This is a genomic window from Kitasatospora sp. NPDC088783, assembly GCF_044750705.1.
Classification (GTDB): domain Bacteria; phylum Actinomycetota; class Actinomycetes; order Streptomycetales; family Streptomycetaceae; genus Kitasatospora; species Kitasatospora fiedleri.
Genome location: NZ_JBIVKJ010000002.1, coordinates 897,044 through 917,764 on the forward strand (window position 1 = coordinate 897,044; position 20,721 = coordinate 917,764).

Below are 20,721 nucleotides of genomic sequence, written 5' to 3' on the forward strand. Positions count from 1 at the left end.
CGCGCTACAAAGGTGTCAGGTGAAGCGCACTGGCAACCCATTCGATCCATGGAGGTGTTTCGCGATGCTGCTGCGCACTGACCCGTTCCGCGAGCTGGACCGCCTGACCCAGCAGTTCGTCAACACGGCCGGTACCTGGTCCCGGCCGACCCCGATGCCGATGGACGCGTACCGCACCGGCGACGAGTACGTGATCTGCTTCGACCTGCCGGGGGTGGACCCGCAGGCGATCGACATCGACGTCGAGCGGAACATGGTGACCGTCAAGGCCGAGCGCCGCCCGCACCAGGAGGGCGAGGGCGTGAAGTGGGAGCTGTCCGAGCGCCCGCTCGGCGTGTTCTCCCGGCAGGTCATGCTCTCCGACACCCTCGACCCCGCCGGGATCAGCGCCGACTACGACGCCGGCGTACTGACCCTGAAGATCCCGGTCGCCGAGCGGGCCAAGCCCCGCAAGATCGCCATCGGCCACACCGGCGACTGCAAGCAGATCCGGGCCTGACCCGTTCCCGGAAGCAGTTCCCGGAAGCCGTTCCCGGAGACCGTTCCCCGAAGCCGTTCCGAGCCGCCCCCGATCCCGCTCCCCCCGCGATCGAAGGGGCGGCCGGAACGCCCTCCGACCCCCGGCCGCCCGGCGGCGGGCCGGCCGGGGGAGCGGGGCAGCGCCGTGAACCACCGGCGCGTCGCCCGCCTGCCCGTGGGCGGGTCCCGGCGCCGCGCCGCCCGCCCGCTCAAACTCACGGGCCCGCCCCGGTACCCGGCAGCCGAGACCGACCGGGCACCGGCCGCGTCGGCCCTCTGGACGGAGGGAGGACCGCGATGACTCTTCGATGGGAGGCGTTCCTGGACGAGGTCCGGGAGCGCGGCGAGTACGGCACCCCGCAGGAGGCGGAGCGCGCGGCCCGGGTCGTCCTGGCCCTGCTGGGCGCCCACCTGGTCGGCGACGTGCGCGCCGAACTGGCCGCCCGCCTGCCGGAGACGATGGCCCTGATCCTGCTCAACCCGCTGCCCGCCGCCGAGCCGCTCGGCCCGGACCGCTTCGTCCGCGCGACCGCCGCCTGGATCGAGGGCGCCACCGAGGCCACGGCCCTGTGGGACGTCGGCGCCGTCCTGTCCACGGTGGCCGACGCCGCCGGCGAGGACCTCACCGGGCGCATCCTGCTCCAACTGCCGCCCGGCTACGACCTGTTGTTCGGCCGCCCGGCCGCAGGCGAACGACCCTGACCACGCCCCACCCCGACCGCCCCTCCACCCCGACCGCCGCCGCCGTCGGCGGCCAGCCCCCGGAAGGTCCCACGGCCATGACCCGTTACCGCCACCTCCTCCAGCAGGTCCGCGACTTCGGCCGCTACTCCAGCGACGAGGAAGCCGAACGCGTCCTCGACGCCGTCCTGTCCGTCCTGGGCTCCCAGCTCACCGGAGACGAACGCCGCGACCTCGCCGCGGCCCTGCCCGAGCGGGCCCGCGCCGTCCTCACCGCCCAGATCCCGCTGCCCCGCCCCGTCGCCGCCCCCGCCTTCGTCGAAACGCTCGCCCACACCCTGGGCACCAGCCTCACCACCGCCCGCTGGGACGCCTCCTCCGTCCTGGCCGCCCTCACCACCCTCACCGACGCCCCCCTCACCGACCGCCTCCTCGCCCACCTGCCCCGCGGCTACGCCCTGCTGTTCGGCCGCGCGGACCTGGCCGCGGCCTGAAACGGCGGAGCCGTCCCGGGCCGCGACCGTGGCTGCGGAGCAGGTGGAGACGGAGCAGGTGGAGACGGGGCCGACCGGTCAGGCGGGTGAGAGGGAGAACACCCCCGCGTGGTCGGCGTACTGGACGAGGCGGGCGCGCGAGACGCTGTACAGGCCCTGGTCGACGGACACCCACGAGGAGGAGGAGAGCACCTGCAGGGCGAAGGTGGAGGTGCCCGGCAGGTAGTCGAGCCAGAACTTCTGGTCGTCGTAGATCCAGCCGTTGCAGTCGCCCTCGATGAACCAGGAGCCGTCGCTGGTCGACTTGTCCCAGATGGTGATGCAGCGGCCGTTCATCCGGTTCTTGAAGATGTAGGGCGTGGTGGACGTGGTGTCCGCTCCCCAGTGGCACACGCGCCACTGCTGGTTGGCGAGGCCCTGGTACTGGTACTGCACTATCGCGCCCTTGCTGTCGGGCCCCTGGGAGAGGTCGAAGACCATGCCGCCGGAGGTGTTGATCCGGTAGTAGCCGGGGGCGCAGGCCCAGCCGTCCCGGGTGGGGTCGGAGGAGGCGGACGCGGAGGACGGGGCGGCGACCAGCGCCGCCGCGGCGACGGCGGCGGCGCACAGCACCCGGGCCGTCCGGGAGGTGGAACGCGGCGTCCGCCGCGGGGAGTCGGTCACGGTGGTCTCCTCGGGGCGGGTGGTCGGGGTCAGCACGTGCCGAGCCGGTCCTGCGCGGCGCGGCGCACGGTGCCGGCCGGTTCCGGCGCCGCGCAGTTGCGGGTGACGGTGCCGATCTCGGGGGTCTCGTACGTGGTGTAGGTGCCGTAGCCGCCCCGCTGCGCGTTGATCCAGACCCCGGTGGCGGGCCCGGTCTGGGCACAGACGTACTTCGCGTACGTGCCGTCCACCCGGCGGGTGCCGCGGTAGAGGCCGTAGTAGCCGGCCCTGGCGAAGTTCCAGGTGGTGCTGACCGTGCTGGTGCTGGTCGACGACGTCGTGTTGGAGACCGAGAAGCCGACCTTCGCCTCGACCTTGACGAACACCGGGCCCGCCGAGGCGGAGATCTCGACGCTCTTGTCGACCGTGGTGCTCACCGTGCTGACCTGGCTGAGTGTCTCGGTGCGCTGGCCGGTGGTGCCGTCGCCGACGTTCACCGCCAGGAAGTCGGTCACCACCGGGGTGACCACGGCGGTGACGCTGTAGTAGGACGAGTCGGTGGCCGGATCGCAGCTCGTGGTGGGCGGTGGCGGCGGGGCGGGGTCGGCGTGCGCCCGCTCCGCGCCGACCACCCCCGCCGCGGTGAGCCCGGCACAGAGGAGCAGCGCGGCGGGCAGGACGCCACGCCTCCTGACAGCGGTGATCGACACGAAGGACTCCCTCGACTGTGATGACGCGTTCGGAGGGCCAGGATCACCGCGCGGCACCCGGGCCGGGGAGTGCAAGCCCTGCCCTGGCATCCGGCCCGGCCGGATGCCGCCGGGCGCACAGTGGCCGGTTGCGGTCTGTCGCGGACCGCGATCACCTCGCAGAATGCGGGCGTGGAAACCACCAACGCCATCCGGGACTTCCTCCTCTCCCGGCGCGCCCGGCTGCGGCTCCAGGACGTCGGACTCCCCGACGACGGCCACCGCCGGGTCAGCGGCCTGCGCCGGGAAAAGGTCGCGCTGCTCGCGCACGTGAGCGTGGACCACTACATCCGGCTGGAACGCGGCCAGGCGTGGCGGGTCTCGGACGCGGTCCTGCACGCCGTCGCCGACGCCCTGCGCCTGACGCCGGGCGAGCGCGGCTACCTCTACAGCCTCGCCCGGCCGTCCCCGCACCCGCCCGAGGAGCCCGCGGGCGCAGGCGTGCGCGACAGCGTCCAGCACCTGCTCGACTCCCTCACCGACGCCCCCGCGTACGTGGTCGGCCGGGACGGCGCCGTGCTGGCGTGGAACCACCTGGCCGCCGCGGTCTTCACCGACTTCGCGCTGGTCCCCCCGGGCCGCCGCACCATCGGCTGGCTGGTCTTCACCCACCCGCAGGCGCGCACGGTGTACGCCGACTGGGAGTTGAAGGCGCGCGAAACAGTCGCCTACCTGCGGACCGAGTGGGGAGCCCGGCCCCGGGACCGGGCCCTGGCGCGGCAGATCCGCGAACTCGGCGACGCCGACGACTGCTTCCGGCGGCTGTGGTCGGAGCAGGTCGTCGTCGACCTCACCCGCGGCAGCACCCGGATCAACGGCCCGTCCGGAGTCCAGCTGCGCCTGTCCTGGGACACCTTCCGCACGACGGGCGACCCCCACGAAGTGGTCATCGCCTACACGGCCGCGGACCGGGACACCTCGGCCGCCCTGCGCGGCCTGTCGGCGGCCGGCCGGCCGCCCTCCCGACGCCTTCCCGACGCCCCGTCAACCTCCTGACGTCTCCTCGACGCGTGCCCGGCGGGGAGGAACGCTCGGCCCGAAGCGGGGCAGACGTGTTCCGACCGGACGGGCAGGAACGCTGGAAGAGGTGGACGGATGGACGAGGGGACGAGCACGCTGCTGTGGGTCGCCGGCACGGCGCTGGTGGCGGCGACGGTGGTCGCGGCGGTCGTGCTGGTGGTCAAACTGGTGCGCACCAAGCGGCTGTTGGCCGACACCGGCATCCCGATGTCGAAGAAGGTGCTGTTCTGGGGAGCGATCGTCTACCTGATCTCCCCGGTGGACCTGCTGCCCGACCCGATCCTGCTCGACGACCTCGGGGTCCTGCTGCTGGCCCTGCGCTCGCTCGGCAAGGCCGTCCCCAAGGGGGCCGTCCAGGGGGCCGTCCACCGCACCGCCCGCCGCGCGGGCCGCCGCGACCGCCGGCCGTGACCGCCGGCCGCGGCCGGGGAGCGGGGCACCGCACCGAGGCCCGCCCGGCCGCGGACGGGTCCGCCGGACGGCCGACCCGTCGGCGTGTACCGGCGGATGACGCGGCCGACTCCCGGCGCGGGTGCCAAGGTTGGGCACGGCCTTCCCGCGACGCGCCGGTCGGCGGCGGAGGCGGCCGGTACCCGCGGGCCGCCGCGCGGCGGCACCCACCCGGCGGTCCCCGGGCCGCCCACCGCGCGAGACCGTCCGGGACCGCGCGCACGGCCCGCGGTCCCGCCCAGACCCGGAAGGCAGGGGCGAGTTGAGAAGAGCCGCGGAGGCCGAGCCGCTCCGGCTGGCCGTCATCGGCGGCGGAGCCGCCGGACTCAGCCTGGCCCACTGGCTGGTCAGGCAGGACCTGGCGGGCCGCCCCGACGGCCCGCGGTTCGACGTGACCGTCATCGAGGCGCCGGAGGGCCCGCTGCGCCCGGCGCCGCGGACCTGGTGCTTCTGGGACGACGGCCCGGGGGAGTACGACGAGGCCGTCCTCGCGCAGTGGTCCCGGCTGCGGATCACCGGCCCGGACGGGAGCACCGTCGAGGCGGCGCCCGCCCCGCTGCGCTACCGGATGCTGCGCTCCACCGCCTTCGAGGAACTGGTGCACGCCCGCCTCGCCGCCCACCCCCGGGCCAGGGTCCTGCGGGCCACGGTGCACCAGGTGCGGGCCCGGCCGGACGGGCGCCCCGGCGCCCGGGTGCGCGCCGAGGACGCGGCGGGCCGGCCGCTCACCCTCGACGCCGGGTACGTCTTCGACTCCCGGCCGCCCGCCCGGCTCCCCCCGGCCCGCACCACCCTGCTCCAGCACTTCCGCGGCTGGTTCGTGCGCACCGCCCGCCCGAGCTTCGACCCCGGCACGGCGCACCTGATGGACTTCCGGGTCCCGCAGCCCGCCCACGGCCTCGGCTTCGGCTACGTGCTGCCGCTGGCCCCCGACCGCGCCCTGGTGGAGTACACCGAGTTCTCCCGGCACCCGCTGACCGTCCCCGGGTACGAGCGCGCCCTGCACGGCTACGCCCGGCAGGTCCTCGGCCTGGACGAGTTCACCGTCGAGGAGGTCGAGCAGGGCGTCATCCCGATGACCGACGGCCGCTTCCCCCGCCGGGTCGGCCCCGCGCACGTGCGGATCGGCACGGCCGGCGGCGCCACCCGCCCCGCCACGGGGTACGCCTTCGCCGCCGTCCAGCGGCAGAGCCGCGCCATCGCCGCCGCCCTCGGCCGTCCGGCGGCGCCGGGCCGCCCCGCGCCGGCGCCCGCCCCCCACGGACGGCGGGCCCTGGCCATGGACGCCGTCCTGCTGCGCGCCCTGGACACCGGCCGCGTCGACGGGCCCCGGTTCTTCACCGACCTGTTCCGCCGCACCCCCGCCGAGCAGGTGCTGCGCTTCCTGGACGGCGGCAGCACACCCGCCGAGGAGCTGCGCATCGGCCTGCGCTGCCCCGTCGGCCCCATGCTGCGCTCGGCCGCCGAACTGCCCCTGCTGCCGCGCCGGACCCCGCCCGGCACCCGCCCCGAAACCGCCCCGGACCCCCGTGAGGACGACCGTTGACAGCGCACCAGCACGACCAGCACCCGCACCAGCACGACCAGCACGCCGCGCACCGCCCGCCCGCCGCCCGGCGCGGCCGGGACCGCCGGGCCGAGGTGGTGCGGGCCGCCCCGGGCCACGCCCGCTTCCCCGGGTCCCGGCCGCCCAGGGTGGCCGTCGTGGGCGGCGGGATCGCCGGGCTGGCCGCCGCGACCGCGCTCGCCGAACGCGGCATCGAGGTGGTGCTGCACGAACGGGAGCCCGTGCTGGGCGGGCGGGTCGCCGGGTGGACCACCCGGCTCGCCGACGGCTCGACCGCGACCATGAGCCGCGGCTTCCACGCCTTCTTCCGCCAGTACTACAACCTGCGCGGTCTGCTGCGGCGCACCGACCCCGGCCTCACCCGGCTGACCGGCCTGCCCGACTACCCGCTGCGCCACCGCTCCGGAACGGCCGACAGCTTCGCCCGGGTGCCGCGCACCCCGCCGCTCAGCGCCGCCGGCTTCGTCGCCCGCAGCCCCACCTTCGGCCTGCGCGACCTCGCCGCCCTGGACGCCCGGGCGGCCCTGCCGCTGCTGGACGTCCGCCTCCCGGAGGTCTTCGAGCGCCACGACGCCACCAGCGCGCACGACTTCCTGCGCCGGATCAACTTCCCCGAAGCCGCCCACCACCTGGCCTTCGAGGTGTTCTCCCGCAGCTTCTTCACCGACCCGCGCGAGCTGTCCGCCGCCGAACTGCTGCTGATGTTCCACATCTACTTCCTCGGCTCCTCCGAAGGGCTGCTGTTCGACGTCCCCACCGAGCCCTACCCGCAGGCCCTGTGGGAGCCGCTGGCCGCCTACCTGGGCGCCCGCGGCGTCGACCTGCGCACCGGGTCCGCCGTCGAGGGCGTCCGGCCGCTGCCCGGCGGCGACCTCGAGGTGCTCTCCCCGGACCGGGGGGCCGAACGCCACCAGGCCGTGGTCCTCGCCCTGGACGCCGCCGGCCTGCGCCGCCTGGTCGCGGCCTCCGAGCAGCTGGGCGACCCGGCCTGGCGCGCCGACGTCGCCGCGCTGCGCACCGCGCCGCCCTTCCTGGTCTCCCGGCTCTGGCTGGACCGCCCGGTCGCCGCCGACCGGCCCGGCTTCCTCGGCACCAGCGGCTACGACGGACTGGACAACGTCAGCGTGCTGAACCACTGGGAGGGCGAGGCGGCCCGCTGGTCCGCCCGCACCGGCGGATCGGTCGTCGAGCTGCACGCCTACGCCGTGCCTGAGGACGCCGAACCCAAGGAGGTCCAGGAACGGATGGCGGCCCGGCTGTACGAGGTCTACCCGGAGACCCGGGACGCCCGCACGGTGGACGTCCGCCACGAATGGCGCCGGGACTGCCCGGTGTTCCCGGTCGGCGGATGGCCGCGCCGCCCCGGCGTCACCACCCCGCACCCCGCCGTCGTCCTGGCCGGCGACCTGGTCCGCACCGACCTGCCCGTCGCCCTGATGGAACGCGCCGCCACCACCGGCTTCCAGGCCGCCAACGCCCTGCTCGCCCGCTGGGGCGTGGCCGGCCAGACCCTGTGGACGGTGCCCCGGGCCGGCCGCTCCCGCCTGCTGCGCGCCCTGGCCCGCCGGGCGGCCCGCTGACCCCCCGGCGGGCCGCCGCCCCGTCCGCCGCCCGCCCGGGTCGGCCGCCCGCCCCCGTCAGCCGGGGAAGCGGCCGGTGCTGCGCAGCGCCCAGCGGCGCTCCGCGTAGGCCAGGTCGTCGCGCCACAGCCGGGCCGCGGCCCGGCGCATCAGCGGCCGCAGCGCCGGAGCCAGCGCCCGGGCCGCGGCGAAGCCGCGCCGCCCCGAGGAGGCGATGACGGCCTCCACCACCGCGGTGCGCGGCGCGGGGGAGGAGGGGCCGGTCAGCGGGGTGGCGTGGGTCTCCACCACCGAACCCTCCCCCTCGCCCTCGACGATCCGCATGACGACGGTGCGCGGCCCGGGCGCGGTGAAGACCGCCCGCACCGGCACCACCAGCCGCCCGGCCACCCGGAAGGACACGTCGACCACGAACCGGTCCTCCCCGGCGCCCTCCGGCGTCTCCACCACCGCGAGGTCCACGAACGAGTACGGGTGGAACCAGGAGCCGTGCCACGGGTCCAGGCGGTTGGCCACCACGTCCGCGGGCTCGCACCGGCCCAACCCCGTGTACACCGCCGTGACCGCCCCCCGCGCCTCCGGCCGCGCCACCGCCACCGGCCGCCCGGTGGGCTCCCCGCCGCCCACGGCGTCCAGCCGCACCCACGCCAGCACCCCGTCCTCGTGCACCGGGTAGGGCCCCCAGCCCGCCACCGGACCGCCGTTCAGGGCCAGGCCGTGCCAGTGGCACACCAGCGTGCCGCACACCACCCGGCTGTCCTTCAGCGGCGCGCCCAGGTGCGGGCAGCTCCCCGGCCCGGCCCGCAGCGCCCCCGCCGCGTCCCGCCACAGCACCACCTCCGCGCCGCCGACCAGCCGCCCGCACGGCCGTCCGCCGCCGGCGATCCCGGCGCGGCCGACGACGAACCAGTTCCCGGCGGGCCGGGCCGCCGCCCGTTCGAGCGCGGCGGCGATCAGCGCGGGCCGCGCCGCCCGCCACGACGGCTCCTGCCGGGCCCAGCCCGGACCCCGGCGCAGCCGCAGCGGGGGCGTCCAGCGGGACGGGGCGCTCACCGGACCCGCCCCCGGACCGCCGGACGGCGGCGCGCCGGGCCCGGCGGCGGGCCGGAGCGCCCCGGAGCCCGCACCCTGGCGGCCAGGATCCGGGTCAGCCCCGACGCGGCGACGGCCGCCCGCCGGCGCAGCGGCACCACCGAACGCCGGTGCAGCACGGCGTAGCCGTCCTCGGCGATCGCGTCCAGGATGCCGCCGTAGAGCAGGAAGGCCGTCCGGATGCAGGGCCGCACCCGGGGCTCCAGCATCGCGATGCCGGGCTCGGCGTCCCGGTAGACCCCGCGGGCGAGCGCGGCGCCCGCCGTCAGCGCGGCCCGGATGCGGGCGTCGTCCCGGCCGGTGCGGCGGCTCCACTCCAGCAGCGGCCGGTCCACCCCGTGGGCCGCCAGCAGGTCGGCCGGCAGGTACACCCGGCCGCGGTCCAGGTCCTCGCCCACGTCGCGCAGGAAGTTGGTCAGCTGGAACGCCACCCCCAGCGCCGCCGCGTGCGGCTCGGCCTCGGCGCGGCCCGTCACCGTGCCGAGGACGGGCAGCATCTGCAGGCCGATCACCGCCGCCGAGCCGTGCATGTAGCCGTACAGGTCCCGGTAGGTGGGGTAGTCCGTGACGGTGAGGTCGGCGCGCATCGAGGCCATGAAGTCCGTGAACAGCGCCGGGTCGATCCCGTACCGCTCGGCGGTGTCCGCGACCGCCCGCACCACCGGCTCCGCCGCGTCGCCGCGCCGCAGGCCCCCGGCCAAGTCCCGCTCCAGCGCGCCCAGCAGCCGGTCGCGCTCGGCGGGCGTCTCGCGCCGGTCCAGCCCGTCGACGATGTCGTCGGCCCAGCGGGCGAAGCCGTACAGCGCGTGGACCGCGCACCGGCGCTCCGGCGGCAGCAGCCGGGTGGCCAGGAAGTAGGTGCGGCCGTGCCGGGCGTTGAGTTCGCGGCAGACGGTGTACGCCGCCCGCAGGGCGGGGGCCGTGATCCCCGCCGCGTCCAGTTCACGGGCCGTCATGCGGGGCTCCTGCCGTCGGGGACGAGGTCGAGGTCGAGGACGGGACCGGCGCCGCCTCGGGTCCGGGCGGCGCGGCGGACGCCGCGGGCGGGCGGCGGCGCGCCGGGCCGGGGCGGGCCGGGCCGGTGATCCGGGCGGCGGCGAGCTTCCCGCTGATCAGGACGGTCGGCACGCCGACCCCGGGCGTGGTGCCGCAGCCGGCGAGCACCACGTTCTCCAGGCCCCGCACCAGGTTGCGCGGCCGGAACGGGCCGGTCTGCGCGAAGGTGTGGGCCGCCGAGAACGGGGTGCCCGCCGCGTGCCCCCGGGCGGTCCAGTCGGCCGGGGTCACCAGGCACTCCTCCTCGACGGACGCGCCGAGCCCGGTCAGCCCGCGCCGCTCCAGGGTGTCGAGCAGGTGCCGGCGGTAGCCCGGCGCGAGGTCGCCCCAGGCCTCGGCACCCGGGCCGACGGCGGTGTTGGGCACCGGCGCCAGCACGTAGTGGGTGTGCCGGCCGGCCGGGGCCAGCGACGGGTCGGTGCCGGTCGGCCGGGTGATCAGCAGCGAGGGGTCCGTCATCAGGCTGCCGGTGCGGGTCAGTTCGTCGAAGGTCCGCTCCCAGGCGTGGCCGAAGGACAGGGTGTGGTGGGCCAGCTCGGGCCAGGTCCGGTCGGTGCCCAGGTGCAGCACGACCGCCGAGGGCGAGAACCGCAGCGGCAGCGCCCGCCGCGGAGCCCGCCCCAGCAGCCGGTACGCCACCGGCAGGTCGGGGGTCAGCACGACCGCGTCGCAGGCGATCCGCCCGCGGTCCGTGACCACGGCCGTGACCCGGCCGCCCCGGCGCTCCAGCCCGGTGACGGTGCTCCCGTACCGGAACCCGGCACCCGCCGCGGCGGCGGCGCCGGCCATCGCCCGGGGCAGCGCGTGCATGCCCCCGCGCGGGAACCACACCCCGGCCACGGTGTCCATGTAGGCGATCACCGCGTAGGCGGCCAGCGCCCGGGCCGGCGCCACCCCCGCGTACAGGGACTGGAACGAGAAGACCCGTCGCAGCCGCTCGTCGCGCAGGTGGCGCCCGATCCGCGGGGCGAGCCGGCCGAACCCGCCCAGGGCGGCCAGCCGCGCCAGGTCGGGGTTGAGCAGCTGCCACGGCGAGTCGAAGTTGGTGTCGATGAAGCGCCGCATCTGCGCGCGGTAGAGCCGGGTGAGCCAGTGGCGCAGCTCCCGGTAGCCCGCGGCCTCCCGCGCGCCCGCGAACCGCGCCACCTCGGCCTCCATCGCCTGCGCGTCGGTGTGCACGTCCAGCGCGCTGCCGTCCGCGAACCGGGCCCGGTAGGCGGGGTGCAGCGGCAGCAGGTCGACGTGCTCGCGCAGCGAGGTGCCCACCGCCGCGAACGCCTCGTCGGCGAGCTCGGGCATGGTCAGCACGGTCGGCCCGGTGTCGAACAGGTACCCGCCGCGCCGGATCCGCCCGGCCCGCCCGCCGGGCTCCCCGTCCCGTTCGACGACGGTCACCCGCCGCCCCGCGCCGACCAGGTGGCAGGCGGCGGACAGCCCGGCCAGGCCCGCCCCGACCACGACGACGTGATCGGCCGACGGCACGGCGCGGCTCACCGCGCACCCCCCGTGCCGCCCGCGCCGACGGGCGGCAGCCCGGCGGTCGCCCGCAGCAGGGCGGCCAGCCGCTCGGCACCGGGGGCCAGCGGACGGGCCCGCTCCAGGTACTCCGTGCTGCGCTCGGAGAGCCGCTCGATGCGGGACTGGACGGCGGCCCGCGCCCCGGTGGCCACCAGCGCCTCCCGGACCCGGTCCAACGCGGCCTCGTCCAGCTCCGGGTCGCCCAGGCACCGGGCCAGCACCTCCGAGGAGGCGCGGTCGCGCCGGGCGACCGCCCGGGCCCGCGCCACCGCGAACAGGTAGGTGGGCTTGCCGGCCCGGACGTCGTCGCCGCAGGGCTTGCCGGTCCGCGCCGGATCCCCGAAGACCCCGTCCAGGTCGTCCTTGAACTGGAAGGCGACGCCCGCGCAGCGGCCCGAACGGCGCAGCGCCTCCACCTGCTCGGGCCGGGCCCCGGCCAGCACGGCCCCCAGGTGGACCGGCCGCTCCACCGAGTACATCGCGCTCTTGAGCTCCGCGACCCGGATCGCCCGGGCCGGCGAACGCGACCCGGTCACCTGGCCGTGCACGTCGAGGTACTGGCCGGCGACCATCTCCATCCGCAGGTCCGACCAGACCTCCCGCACCTGCTGCCGCCGGGGCTCCCGCAGCTCCGAGCGCGCGGCGGCGGCCAGGTCGTCGGCCCAGACGAGCGCCAGGTCCCCGGCCAGCACGCCCGCGGCCGCACCGAGGTCCGCGGCCCCCCGCCCGCCCGCCCCCGGCGCGTACTGGGCGGCCACGTCCACGTGCAGGGCCCGACGGCCGCGGCGCGTCGCCGACCCGTCCATCACGTCGTCCTGGACGAGCGCGCAGGTCTGCAGCAGCTCCAGCGCGGCCCCCGTGGCCAGCGCGGCCCCGACCGGCACGTCCGGCCCCCCGCACGCGCGCATCGCCCACCACAGCAGCCGCGCCCGCACCCGCTTGCCCCCGCGCCCGGTGAAGTCCGCCACCCGGTGGGCGAGGTCGGCCGCGAACGTCCCGTCGAGGGCGCCCGCCCGCGCCACCCGGCCCGCCAGCCACTCGTCGAGCACCCGGCCGACCGCGCCCGACACGTCACCGTCCACGCCCTCCACGCCCCGCACCGCCGGCGAGGCCCGGGCCGCGACCGGCAGCCCCGGCCCGCCGGGGGAGCGCCCCCGTCCGCCCAGCGGACGGACCGCGCCGGAGCGACCGCCCCGCTCGGACGGGGCGGCCGCGCTCCCCGTGGATGCCGACAGCGATACGGAGGACATCGAGCTCGCTTTCCCGTCGGATAACGCTGCGCACACCCGGGCGGGGCGCCGCGCGGGCGCCGCGCGCCGACGGCGCAGGAGGCTCTCTTCGTCTATCCCCGGACCGGCCCGCCCAGTCGCTCCCGGCGGACGATTCACCCCGCGAGCGGCCCCTCCCGTGCCCGGCGCCGTCCCGGCCGCCGGGGCTACTCCCCTCCGTCCGCCCGGTCCCCGGCGGGGTTGAGCGCGGCGACGACCCGGTCGTAGTCGCCGCGGGCCTCCCCGTAGCGCAGGAACTTCACGCGCTCCACCTGGATCTCCTTCGCGTCGGGCCGGGCCTCGATCAGCCCGATCACCTCCGCGGTGAACTCCTCCAGCGGCATGGCCGCCTCGTTGTCCTCGTGCCCGGGCATGAGGGCGGTGCGGACGGCCGGGGGCACCAGCTCCACGACCTTGACGGAGGTGTCGGCGAGCTGCAGCCGGACGGACTCGCTGAGCATGTGGACGGCGGCCTTCGTCGCGTTGTACGTCGGGGTGGCCTTCAGGGGAGCGAACGCCAGACCGGACGAGACGGTCATGATCGTGGCGTCCGGCTGCTGCTGGAGGTGTTCGACGAACGCCGCGATCAGCCGGATCGTGCCGAGCAGGTTCGTGGTGACCGTGGACTCGGCGGTGGCAAGGAACGACGCGGGACCGTGCCAGTCCTCGGCGCTCATCACCCCGGCCATCGGCACCAGGACGTTCAGGTCGGGGTGGCGGGCGAGGACCTCCTTCGCCGCCGCGTCGATGCTCGCCGGGTCGGCGGCGTCCACGAGCACGGTGTCGACACCGGGGTGCTCGGCCGCGATGCGCTCCAGCAGCTCGGCGCGCCGGCCGCCCACGATGACGGTGTTGCCCCGGTCGCGCAGCGCCAGTGCGAGCGACAGCCCGATGCCGCTGGTGGAGCCCGGGATGAAGACGGTGTTTCCGGAGATGTTCATGCCTCCGACTATCGTCCGCCGCCGAGGCCGGTGGCAGGGACGCCTCATCGGGGGATCACCGGTCCCTGGCTGAGCGGCGGCGACGGGACGACAATCGGATCCATGGACCGCGCCGCACTCGCCGACTTCCTGCGCCGCCGCCGCGAGGCACTACGCCCCGAGGACGTCGGCCTGCCCCTGGGCGCCCGTCGCCGGGCCCCCGGACTGCGCCGGGAGGAGGTCGCCTCGCTCGCCGTGATGTCGACCGACTACTACACCAGGCTGGAGCAGCGGCGCGCCCCCCAGCCCAGCGCGCACATCCTGTCCGCGCTCGCCCGCGCCCTGCGGCTGACCAGGGACGAACGCGACTACCTGTACCGGATCGCCGGGCACAACGCCCCGGCCGCCCTGTCGGCCTCGCCCCACGTCGCCCCCGCGCTGCTGCGCGTGCTCGACCGCCTCGCCGACACACCGGCGCTGGTCCTCGGCGACCTGGGCGAGACACTGGTGCAGAACGGCCCGGCCGCGGCCCTGTTCGGCGACGCCTCGCACCTGACCGGCCCGGCCCGCAGCGCGATCTACCGCTGGTTCACCGACCCCTCCGCCCGGCTCCTCTACCCCGAGCAGGACCGGGACCGGCAGAGCCGCGCCCAGGTCGCGAGTCTGCGCGCCGCCTACGGCGTCCGCGGCCCGCGATCCACCGCGGGCGAGCTGGTCCGGGCCCTGAGCCGGGCCAGCGAGGAGTTCGCCGACCTGTGGGCGCGCCACGAGGTCGCCCGGCGCTTCGAGGACCACAAGACGCTCGTCCACCCCGAAGTCGGACCGATCGAGGTCGACTGCCAGGCCCTGTTCACCGAGGACCAGTCCCAGGTGCTGCTCGTGCTCACCGCCGCACCCCGCAGCGAGAGCGAGGAGAAGCTCCGCCTGCTCGCCGTCCTGGGACCCAACCGCTTCGCCGCACCGGCACCGGACCGCCGATGAGGGCCGGGTCACGGGCGGCCCCCCGCCGGTACGCCGCCCGACCGGCCGCCCGCGCCGCACGCCCGCCCCGACCCGCGCGAAACCGCCCGGGCCGCCCGACCCCGCCGGGCACCGTCCGGGCGGGCTACGAGGCGGCCCGCAGCACCTCGTAGCCCGCCTGGACGAACCGCCCGTTCGGGGTGGGCCCGGCGTTGGCCAGCGCCGCCACCGCGGCCCGCCCCTGCGGGGAGAAGCCGACGAAGGCCGTGAAACCCCGGGTGCCGCCGGAGTGGAAGTACAGGTCCCGCCCGCCGGAGCGGCGGCGGTTCCACACCAGGCACAGCTCGTCGCCGGAGGCCGGCAGCCGCAGCCGCGGCCGCTGGACGTCCGCCAGGGCGGACGCCAGCGCGGCGGGGCGGGCGGCGGGACGGGCGTCGAGGTGGGCCCGCAGGTAGCGCAACAGGTCGGCGCCGCTCGCCCGCACCGCGCCCGCCCCCGGCAGGCCCGGGATCCGCCAGGGCGGCAGCGCGCGTCCGCGCCGGTACCCGACCGCGCGTCCGGCCGCGTCCGGATCGCACGTCGTGGCGCCGAGACCCAGCGGCGACAGGACCCGGTCGGCGAGCAGTTCGCCGTACGGTAGCCCGGCGCGCTCCGCCATCGCCCGGCCGAGCAGCCCGACCCCGTAGTTGGAGTACCGGTACCGGCTGCCCGGCCCGACGCGCACGGTGGTCCTGGCCAGCGCCGCCCGCAGCTCCTCCTCGCCGAAGGACGCGTACGGGTTGCTGCGCCACGCGGGCAGGGCCGCCGCGAGCAGCCCCGGGGGCAGCCGGGGCAGGCCCGCGGTGTGGGTGGCCAGGTGCAGCAGCCGGACCGGCTCGCGGGAGCGGACGGCCACCGCGGGCCAGTGGGCGGGCAGCAGGCGGTCCACCGCCTCGTGCAGGGCGAGCTCCCCGCGCGCGGCCATCGCGGCGAGCAGCAGCGCGGTGAACGTCTTGCTGACGGAGCCGAGTTCGAAGACGGTGTCCGGGGTGCACGGGCCCGCCCGCCCCCGCCCGGTCCGCCCGGAGCACCGCACCTCCTCCCGGTCGCCGCGCACCACCGCCACCGTGACGGCGGTCGCGGACGACGACACGGCCGCCCGCACCGCCGCCGCGACCGCGGCGTCCACCCCGCTCACACGGCCGCCGTCGCCCGCAGCGCCCGGGCCAGCGTGACGTCGCCGGCCACCACCGCGACGACGGCGGTGTGCTGGTGGTCCAGGAACGCCCGCTCGCGGTCCTCGTCCACCGGGTCGGTGTCGCGGGGCAGCAGCCCGTCCTCGTGCTGGGCGGCGGCCAGCGCGTCCCAGCCCTGCCGCCCAGTGGCCGGCTCGCCGATGCAGGCGTCGACCACCAGCAGCTCCGCGACGAGGTCCCACTGCCCGACCTCCACCCAGACGTCGAGCCAGACGGGGAGCCAGTCCCGGACGTAGTCGTGCATCGGCCGGGGGAGGCCCTCCGGGCGGGCGCCCCAGTCGGTGAGGTGGAAGACGGTGTGGGTGATGTCGTACCCGGTCATCCAGTTCACGGCCCAGGGCTCCGGCCCGGCGCCGAGCCAGGTGCCCAGGGCGAGCGCCTCCCAGTCCGGCCGGTGGTCGAGCCCGACGACCCGCCGGGCATTGGCGACGCCCAGGCGCCGGTTGGCCCGGATCTCCTCGGCGTGCGCGGCCCGCAGCCGGCTGAGCGAGTCGAGCAGCTCCTCCAGCGCCGGGTGCCGGTAGCCGGCCCGGGCGAAGTGGCCGTAGGTCTCCAGCGGGTCGGTCATGGTGAAGTGGTGCAGCTGGCGCTCGTACAGCAGGTCGCCCTCGCGCAGCTGCGCCCAGCAGCCCTCGAGCAGGTCGCGCGCGGCGCGGGCGTCGGCGGGCGCGCTGACGCCGTCGCGCAGGACGAGGGAGGCGGCGAGGGCGACCTCGCCGAGCGGTTTGTAGGCGTTGTCGGGATCGGCGAAGTCGATCAGGGTGCTGTCCGGGATCCGTCCGAGGCCGTCCCGGTGCGCGGAGTGCAGCCAGGACAGCGCGCGGGAGCCGAGCCGCTGCGCGGTGGCGAGGACGCGGGTGTCGGTCATGCCGCCCGCCTCCCGTCGGCGGGGCCGTCGAGCAGGCGGCGGGCGACGGCGAGGCCCAGTCCGGTGCGGGCGCTGCCGTCGCCGGCCAGCCGGATCCGGTCCAGGACGGGTTCGACCTCCAGGCGCGGCGGCAGGCCCTCGGCGCCGGTCCAGGCGAGCCAGCGGACGAGCCGGGCGGCGGTGGTGAGGTCGTGGCGCAGCAGGGAGCGGACGGTGCCGCGGGCGAGGTCCAGGGAGTGCGCGCGGGCGTGCGCGTGCACCGGCCCGTCGAGCCCGGGCAGCGCCAGCCCGGACAGCTGGGACATCCGCACCGACCAGACCTGCCAGCCGGTCTCCTCCGGTCCGGGGAGCACGGGCGGCTCCGGTGCGGCCTCCCCGTACGGGGTGCGGGCGAGGAACCGGCCGACGGCCCAGTCCTGCCACTCGACCACCCGGGCCGCCTCCGGGGACGGGGCGGCCGGGGCCGGGAACGTCCGCCGGGCCCGGGCCAGCAGCGCGGCGGTGGGCCCGTCGGGCTCGGCCCCGGCCAGCAGCTGCGGGGCGAACAGGTCGGCCCCGAGGACCCGGACCGCGGCCAGCAGCGGACGGGAGTCGGTCGCCTCCGGGTCCGGCGGCTCCGGGAGCGCGGCCACGGGAGCGCCGTCCCGGAGGGCGTCGAGAGTACGGCGCGCCAGCTGTTCGACGGCGGCGGCGTACTCGTCGCGCAGTGGTGTCTCGGCGAACGGCATCTGCGAAGTCCCTCCTGGTACGCGGCGGCCGCGCAGCGGATACGCGGCGGGTGCGCACCGGGCCGGCCCGTGCAGGCGGACCGGCCCGGTGATCAGACCTCCCCGACTACCGGGTCGGCTTCTCCTTCGGGGGCTTCGGCGACAGCAGCAGCCCCAGCACCAGGAGTCCGCCTCCCAGCGCCTCGGGCGAGTACGTGGGCGCGTCGGACACGACGGCCTCGTCCTCCACCATCAGGCTCGCCAACGCGGCGGCCTCGGTCGACGTCGCGCTGCGTGACGTCGGGGCCGTTTCGGTCCGGAACTGAGTAAGCATCAGATGTGCCTCCTCGTCTGGATTTCACCATCCGGTCGGGTGGCGCCCCCTCTTTCGACACTACGAGCACGAACGGCCTCCTGCATCCCCAACCCCGCAGGGCGGGACGCCGCCCGCGGCGCGGGGGCCCCGCGCCCGTCGGTGCACGGGACCTCGGGCCCGCTCCGGTCCGTCGGGCCTCGTGCCCGCTCCGGCCCGGAGTCCGGCACACTGGAAGGATGTTGACGATGGGTTCGGTGGTACTGGGCGTGGCGGACGTGCCGCGGGCGGTGGCGTTCTGGACGGCGGCGCTCGGGTACGTCCCGCGCGGGGAGTCCGACGAGGACTGGGCGGTCCTGCTGCCCCCGCACGAGGGCGGGGTGCAACTGGCACTGGACCGCAGCGTCAGCCCCGTCCAGGAACACCCGCGGATCCACCTCGACCTCTACGCGGACGACGCCGCCGAACAGGCCGCCGAGGTGGAACGACTGGTGGCGCTGGGCGCCGAGCGGGTCGACTGGGACAGCTACCCGCCGGACCCGGACTTCGTCGTGCTCGCCGACCCGGACGGCAACCGCTTCTGCGTCATCGACACCGCGCACGGCTGACCCCGCCCGGCACCGCCCACGAGGTGCGCGAGCCCCGGGCCGGGCGGGTCCGCAGGACGGGCGGGTCGTCGCTACGGGCTCCGGACGGACGAGGCCGAGGGTGTTCTCGGTCCAGGTCGCGCGGGAGGAGCGGGGCACGGTGCTGTGCCTGCGCGGGGAGCTGGACTTCGACAGCGCGGTGCAGCTGCCCGAGGCCGCCGGCCGGGAACCGGCCCGGGGGCACGGAGCGGGCCGGGTGGTGGCCGACTGCGCACGACTGGAATTCTGCGACTCCTCCGGCATCGGCGCCCCGGTGGAGCTCCTCCAGCGGCTGACGGCGCAGGAGCGGGCGCTGCGGCCGGCCGAGGTCCCGGACCCGGTGGCCCGACTGTTCGCGATGACGGGCCCGGACCGGCCCCTCACCCTGCGCGTCCGTGCGCGTGCGGGCCCTCGGCACGGACGCGCACGGACGTGACGCCGTGGCCGCCGCCGGGTCGGCCGGACCGCAGGGGACGGGAGCGCCTGGCGGGGCGGGGGAGGGGCCGCTGGAACGCGCGGGAACAGTGAGGGGGGATGGCGAGCGGGGACGGGGGCACAAGGATCGGTGAACGTTCCGTGTGCACGGTCCACCGCCGATGCCGAGAGCCGATCGAACAGAGGCCACGCCATGCCGCACCGCCGCTTCACCGTCCACCTTCCCCCCACGGCCGCCGGGGACGCCCTGCCCGGTCTCCGGCGTTCCCCGCACGCCGCCCGTGGCGCAGGTGGGGCCGCGGGCGGGGACGGGGACCGGCTGCCGACGTGCGCCGGGACGCCGGTGCGGACGCCGGCGCAGGCGCGGCGGGCGGTGTCGGACGTGCTGGGCGCCGAGGGAGCCGTCTCCCCCGCCGGGCGGCGGAACGCGCTGCTGGTGGCCTCCGAACTCGTCACCAACGCCGTGCGCCACGCGGGCGGCGTGGTGGGTTTCGCCGTCGGCGTCGAGACCGCGCCGGTGGGCGCCGCCGCCGGGGGGACCGACGGCCGCCCGGGCGGCGGCACGTGCGTGCGGATCGACGTCGAGGACGCCGTCGGCAGCCGCCCGCGAACCGACCCGACCGCCCTGCGGGACCCCTACCGCCTGAGCGGGCGCGGCTGGGCGCTGGTCCAGCTCCTCGCCGCGACCGGGGACGTCCTCCCCCTGCCCGGGGGCGGCAAGCGGGTGAGCGTCACCGTCCCGCTCTAGGGCCTGCCGCCGAACCCCCGCCCGCCCCACGGCGCCCAGTGCGCGCCCTCCTTGCCCGCCACCGGGCAGGGGGGCCCGCTCGCCGCACCGGCCGGAAACCCGAGTACACCCAGGACGAGGGCTTCCGGCCGGCGCGCCGAGAGCACGCACCGGATGCCGCGGGACCGCGCCGGGTGCCGGGCCCCCGTCCCGCCGGGCCCGTCGGCGGCGGTGCGGTTGCGGCGGCCGGCGGCCGGACCGAGGGTGGGGCGGGGCACGCGGAGGCCGTCCGGTGCCCCGACCGCGAGCGAGGAGGAGCGATGCGCACTGCGTCCGGCGGAGACGGGCTCCGCGGCGGGGCGTCTCCGCTGCGCGGGCGGGTGGCCGTCGTCACGGGGGCCGCCCGCGGCGTCGGGGAGCACCTCGCGCGGAGCCTGTCCGCGGCCGGCATGCGGGTGGCCCTCGCCGGGCGGGAGGAGGCGACCCTCCGGGAGACCGCCGCGGCCCTTCCCGGGCCGACCCTCTGCGTCGAGTGCGACGTCACCGACCGGGCCGCCCTGGCCGGGGCCGCCCGCCGGGTCGAGGCCGAGCTGGGACCGGCCAGCGTGGTGGTGGCCAACGCCGGCATCGCCGTGAGCGGGTCGTTCGGCCGCACCAGCGCCGAACTCTGGCAGCGGGTCATCGACGTCAACCTCATCGGGTCCGCCAACACCGCCCGCGCCTTCCTGCCTCAACTCATCTCCACCCGGGGCTACTTCCTCCAGATCGTCTCGACGGCGGCCTTCGGTGCGGCCCCGATGATGAGCGCCTACTGCGCGTCGAAGGCGGGAGCCGAGTCGTTCGCGCTCGCCCTGCGCGGCGAGGTCGAACCCGACGGCGTCCAGGTCGGCGTCGCCTACCTCCACTGGACCGGAACCGAGATGCTCGACGGCATCGACGACAACCCGGTCCTGGCGGCGCTGCGCCGCAACCAGCCACGGCCCGCCCGCCGCGTCCACTCCCCGGAGCAGGTCGCCCGGTGGCTCACCCGGGGCATCACCGGGCGCGCCCCGCAGATCTACGCCCCGCCGTGGCTGCGCTGGTGCCAGCCGCTGCGCCCGGTCTTCCCCGCCCTGGTGGCCCGGACCACCCGCCGCGAGCTGCGGGCCGCGGCGGACGGCGCGTTCTCCTCCGCGGGCGAAGTGCTGGGCGCCGGCGGGCACGCGGACTGGAACTCCTACCGGGAGTCGCACCCGCCCCCCTCCGGGTAGCGCCCGCGGGCCGCCGCCCGGACCCCGCAGCGCCCCCGCCCGGG

The 20,721-nt window shown here is 77.1% G+C and carries 23 protein-coding genes; 12 read left to right on the forward strand and 11 right to left on the reverse strand.

The genetic code is table 11. The annotated features are described in order from the left end of the window. Window positions 1–64: 64 nt before the first annotated feature. From ACIP60_RS08360 to ACIP60_RS08370, 3 genes are all read left to right on the forward strand, one after another. The gene (locus ACIP60_RS08360) at window positions 65–499 is read left to right on the forward strand and encodes an Hsp20/alpha crystallin family protein (protein ID WP_400681411.1); all 435 of its coding nucleotides are present in this window, start codon (window positions 65–67) and stop codon (window positions 497–499) included. Between the two features lie 317 nt (window positions 500–816). Continuing rightward, a complete protein-coding gene (locus ACIP60_RS08365; RefSeq protein WP_100834363.1) occupies window positions 817–1,221 on the forward strand; it encodes a DUF2267 domain-containing protein in 405 nt (134 codons plus the stop codon). A gap of 77 nt (window positions 1,222–1,298) precedes the next feature. After that, window positions 1,299–1,694, forward strand: a complete 396-nt coding sequence (locus tag ACIP60_RS08370; protein WP_400681412.1) for a DUF2267 domain-containing protein — start codon at window positions 1,299–1,301, stop codon at window positions 1,692–1,694. A 78-nt stretch (window positions 1,695–1,772) separates the two neighbouring features. On the opposite strand, the gene ACIP60_RS08375 is transcribed toward ACIP60_RS08370, so the two are convergent. Further along, window positions 1,773–2,393, reverse strand: a complete 621-nt coding sequence (locus ACIP60_RS08375; protein WP_400681415.1) for an RICIN domain-containing protein — start codon at window positions 2,391–2,393, stop codon at window positions 1,773–1,775. After that, window positions 2,387–3,046 (reverse strand): hypothetical protein, encoded by a 660-nt coding sequence (locus ACIP60_RS08380; RefSeq protein WP_400681418.1) that lies wholly within the window; start codon window positions 3,044–3,046, stop codon window positions 2,387–2,389. Before ACIP60_RS08380 ends, ACIP60_RS08375 begins: the two co-directional genes overlap by 7 nt. A gap of 171 nt (window positions 3,047–3,217) precedes the next feature. On the opposite strand from ACIP60_RS08380, the gene ACIP60_RS08385 reads away from it, so the two are divergent. The 4 genes from ACIP60_RS08385 (at window position 3,218) to ACIP60_RS08400 (ending at window position 7,702) form a co-directional block, all read left to right on the forward strand. Further along, a complete protein-coding gene (locus ACIP60_RS08385) occupies window positions 3,218–4,081 on the forward strand; it encodes a helix-turn-helix domain-containing protein (RefSeq protein WP_400681420.1) in 864 nt (287 codons plus the stop codon). Window positions 4,082–4,180: 99 nt separating this feature from the next. After that, window positions 4,181–4,516, forward strand: a complete 336-nt coding sequence (locus tag ACIP60_RS08390; protein ID WP_400681423.1) for a DUF1232 domain-containing protein — start codon at window positions 4,181–4,183, stop codon at window positions 4,514–4,516. 301 nt (window positions 4,517–4,817) lie between these two features. Continuing rightward, window positions 4,818–6,101: a lycopene cyclase family protein gene (locus tag ACIP60_RS08395; RefSeq protein ID WP_400681426.1), complete on the forward strand. Its 1,284-nt coding sequence runs from the start codon at window positions 4,818–4,820 to the stop codon at window positions 6,099–6,101. A 95-nt stretch (window positions 6,102–6,196) separates the two neighbouring features. Next, entirely contained in the window at window positions 6,197–7,702 is a 1,506-nt protein-coding gene (locus ACIP60_RS08400) for an FAD-dependent oxidoreductase (RefSeq protein WP_400681591.1), read from the forward strand. 57 nt (window positions 7,703–7,759) lie between these two features. Here ACIP60_RS08400 and ACIP60_RS08405 read toward each other — a convergent pair whose 3' ends face one another. The 5 genes from ACIP60_RS08405 to ACIP60_RS08425 form a co-directional block, all read right to left on the reverse strand. After that, a complete protein-coding gene (locus ACIP60_RS08405) occupies window positions 7,760–8,755 on the reverse strand; it encodes a DUF5914 domain-containing protein (RefSeq protein WP_400681429.1) in 996 nt (331 codons plus the stop codon). Beyond that, complete coding sequence (locus ACIP60_RS08410; RefSeq protein ID WP_400681430.1) at window positions 8,752–9,750, reverse strand: phytoene/squalene synthase family protein; 999 nt, start codon at window positions 9,748–9,750, stop codon at window positions 8,752–8,754. Before ACIP60_RS08410 ends, ACIP60_RS08405 begins: the two co-directional genes overlap by 4 nt. After that, window positions 9,737–11,344, reverse strand: a complete 1,608-nt coding sequence (crtI, locus tag ACIP60_RS08415; protein WP_400681432.1) for a phytoene desaturase family protein — start codon at window positions 11,342–11,344, stop codon at window positions 9,737–9,739. Before crtI ends, ACIP60_RS08410 begins: the two co-directional genes overlap by 14 nt. Next, entirely contained in the window at window positions 11,341–12,450 is a 1,110-nt protein-coding gene (locus ACIP60_RS08420; RefSeq protein ID WP_400681434.1) for a polyprenyl synthetase family protein, read from the reverse strand. The genes crtI and ACIP60_RS08420 overlap by 4 nt, the downstream gene beginning before the upstream one ends. A 353-nt stretch (window positions 12,451–12,803) precedes the next feature. Next, window positions 12,804–13,577 carry an SDR family oxidoreductase gene (locus ACIP60_RS08425; protein ID WP_400681437.1) on the reverse strand — a complete coding sequence of 258 codons (774 nt, stop codon included), beginning with the start codon at window positions 13,575–13,577 and terminating at the stop codon, window positions 12,804–12,806. A gap of 102 nt (window positions 13,578–13,679) precedes the next feature. Here ACIP60_RS08425 and ACIP60_RS08430 point away from each other — a divergent pair, with 102 nt between their 5' ends. After that, on the forward strand, window positions 13,680–14,537 hold the full coding sequence (locus tag ACIP60_RS08430) for a helix-turn-helix transcriptional regulator (protein ID WP_400681439.1): 858 nt from the start codon (window positions 13,680–13,682) through the stop codon (window positions 14,535–14,537). Between the two features lie 124 nt (window positions 14,538–14,661). Here ACIP60_RS08430 and ACIP60_RS08435 read toward each other — a convergent pair whose 3' ends face one another. From ACIP60_RS08435 to ACIP60_RS08450, 4 genes are all read right to left on the reverse strand, one after another. Next, on the reverse strand, window positions 14,662–15,693 hold the full coding sequence (locus ACIP60_RS08435) for a serine hydrolase domain-containing protein (RefSeq protein WP_400681442.1): 1,032 nt from the start codon (window positions 15,691–15,693) through the stop codon (window positions 14,662–14,664). After that, entirely contained in the window at window positions 15,690–16,619 is a 930-nt protein-coding gene (locus ACIP60_RS08440) for a DUF6895 family protein (protein WP_400681444.1), read from the reverse strand. Before ACIP60_RS08440 ends, ACIP60_RS08435 begins: the two co-directional genes overlap by 4 nt. Beyond that, window positions 16,616–17,347: a hypothetical protein gene (locus ACIP60_RS08445; RefSeq protein WP_400681447.1), complete on the reverse strand. Its 732-nt coding sequence runs from the start codon at window positions 17,345–17,347 to the stop codon at window positions 16,616–16,618. Before ACIP60_RS08445 ends, ACIP60_RS08440 begins: the two co-directional genes overlap by 4 nt. A 106-nt stretch (window positions 17,348–17,453) precedes the next feature. Next, on the reverse strand, window positions 17,454–17,660 hold the full coding sequence (locus tag ACIP60_RS08450; RefSeq protein WP_100834351.1) for a hypothetical protein: 207 nt from the start codon (window positions 17,658–17,660) through the stop codon (window positions 17,454–17,456). 218 nt (window positions 17,661–17,878) lie between these two features. Between ACIP60_RS08450 and ACIP60_RS08455 the strand changes: the two genes are divergently transcribed. The 4 genes from ACIP60_RS08455 to ACIP60_RS08470 all read left to right on the forward strand — a co-directional run bounded on the left by ACIP60_RS08455 (window position 17,879) and on the right by ACIP60_RS08470 (window position 20,677). Beyond that, window positions 17,879–18,247, forward strand: a complete 369-nt coding sequence (locus ACIP60_RS08455; RefSeq protein WP_400681450.1) for a VOC family protein — start codon at window positions 17,879–17,881, stop codon at window positions 18,245–18,247. 100 nt (window positions 18,248–18,347) lie between these two features. Continuing rightward, on the forward strand, window positions 18,348–18,701 hold the full coding sequence (locus ACIP60_RS08460) for an STAS domain-containing protein (RefSeq protein WP_400681453.1): 354 nt from the start codon (window positions 18,348–18,350) through the stop codon (window positions 18,699–18,701). Between the two features lie 372 nt (window positions 18,702–19,073). Next, complete coding sequence (locus ACIP60_RS08465; protein ID WP_400681455.1) at window positions 19,074–19,448, forward strand: ATP-binding protein; 375 nt, start codon at window positions 19,074–19,076, stop codon at window positions 19,446–19,448. 299 nt (window positions 19,449–19,747) lie between these two features. Further along, window positions 19,748–20,677, forward strand: a complete 930-nt coding sequence (locus tag ACIP60_RS08470; RefSeq protein ID WP_400681457.1) for an SDR family oxidoreductase — start codon at window positions 19,748–19,750, stop codon at window positions 20,675–20,677. Window positions 20,678–20,721: the final 44 nt, after the last annotated feature.